The 1,098-nt window shown below is 62.4% G+C and carries 1 protein-coding gene and 1 pseudogene; both read right to left on the bottom strand.

The window, feature by feature from the left end; all coding sequences use genetic code 11:
- Positions 1–519, bottom strand: a pseudogene (locus tag TNMX_RS11975) (hypothetical protein); the annotation flags it as partial.
- A 297-nt stretch (positions 520–816) separates the two neighbouring features.
- On the bottom strand, positions 817–1,098 hold a 282-nt coding region (locus TNMX_RS11970; RefSeq protein ID WP_038032555.1), incomplete at its 5' end, for a hypothetical protein.

Here is a 1,098-nt window from a genome sequence, read left to right as displayed (position 1 = left end):
GGCCTCCTCGGGATCAAACGCCAGCTCCCGCTCGGAAAGTACCGTGAGGAAGGCAAAGGGTGTGGCCTTCCGTGAGAGAAGCAAGAGCCTTAGGCCGGGAAGCCGGACCAGGCCCTGCACCACCTTGAGCACCCCGGGGCTTTCCGCCCGGTGGACCTCATCCAGCACCAGGAGGTGGAAACCTAAGGGCTCCAGGGCACCCAAAAAGGCCTCCAAGGCCCTGGGCCAAGCCCCTGCCTCCAAAAGCTCCGCCACCCTCTGAAGCTCGGCCCGGCCTTGGTAGGCAGCCAGAAGGTGCCACAGGAAAACCGCAGGGTCCTTGGCCTCCTCCGCCAGGGCCACGTAGACCCCGGAAAACTCCGAGGCCAGGCTGGTCTTCCCGTACCCCGCCCCCGCCGCCAGGACCACCCCGGGGCTCTGGCGGAAGGCTTCCTCCACCAGGCGCCGAGGGCGGTCCCGCCGCACCTCCTTGGCCGTGCGAGGGGGCAGGAGCCTCGAGGCGGGCACCGGGTAGGGCACGGCCTTATCTTCCCCGGGACCCGCTTAAGATGCAAGGGTTCACCCGATAACCTAAACCCTCGGGTGCCCTTCATAGAAACCCACCTCCCACTTCCCAAGACATGGAAAGGCTCCGGCACCTCTACGCCGAATAGCAGCTTCAAGTTAAGCTGCTGACACTCCAACAAACGCGCACAACTGGCCCACCTCGGAACCAACCTACCCGACAGGGCAATTGCTGTGAGCTTTGCGCTAAACATGGGGTTGCGCGCGTAGGGTGCAACGCTAGCACCCACCACGAACCGCAGCTAGGCAGTTTTATTTTTGGGCGACCACCTGTGCCAGAACAATTCGTCCTTCCTCTAAATTGCGGCGCTGGTTCCGCGCCATAACCTGAAAATCGGGCCCGAGAAGTACATGGAAACCGAGCGGCGGCAATCCCTCTTTGCGGATCTCTTCTTCTAGAGCGACAAACCAGGCACGTGCGGCCTGGGTTGGATCGGACCAAGCTGCGATGTTAAACCCAGCCTCCATGAGCAAGTTGCGCAATTCATTGGGCGTCAAGAGAAAGCTCGATTCCGGGGTACGCGCCCAAGGGAC

This window comes from Thermus sp. NMX2.A1 (genome assembly GCF_000511705.1).
In the GTDB taxonomy this organism is placed as follows: Bacteria; Deinococcota; Deinococci; order Deinococcales; family Thermaceae; genus Thermus; species Thermus scotoductus.
The sequence above is the reverse complement of the archived record's forward strand: the minus strand, read 5'-3'. Positions and strand labels throughout refer to the sequence as shown.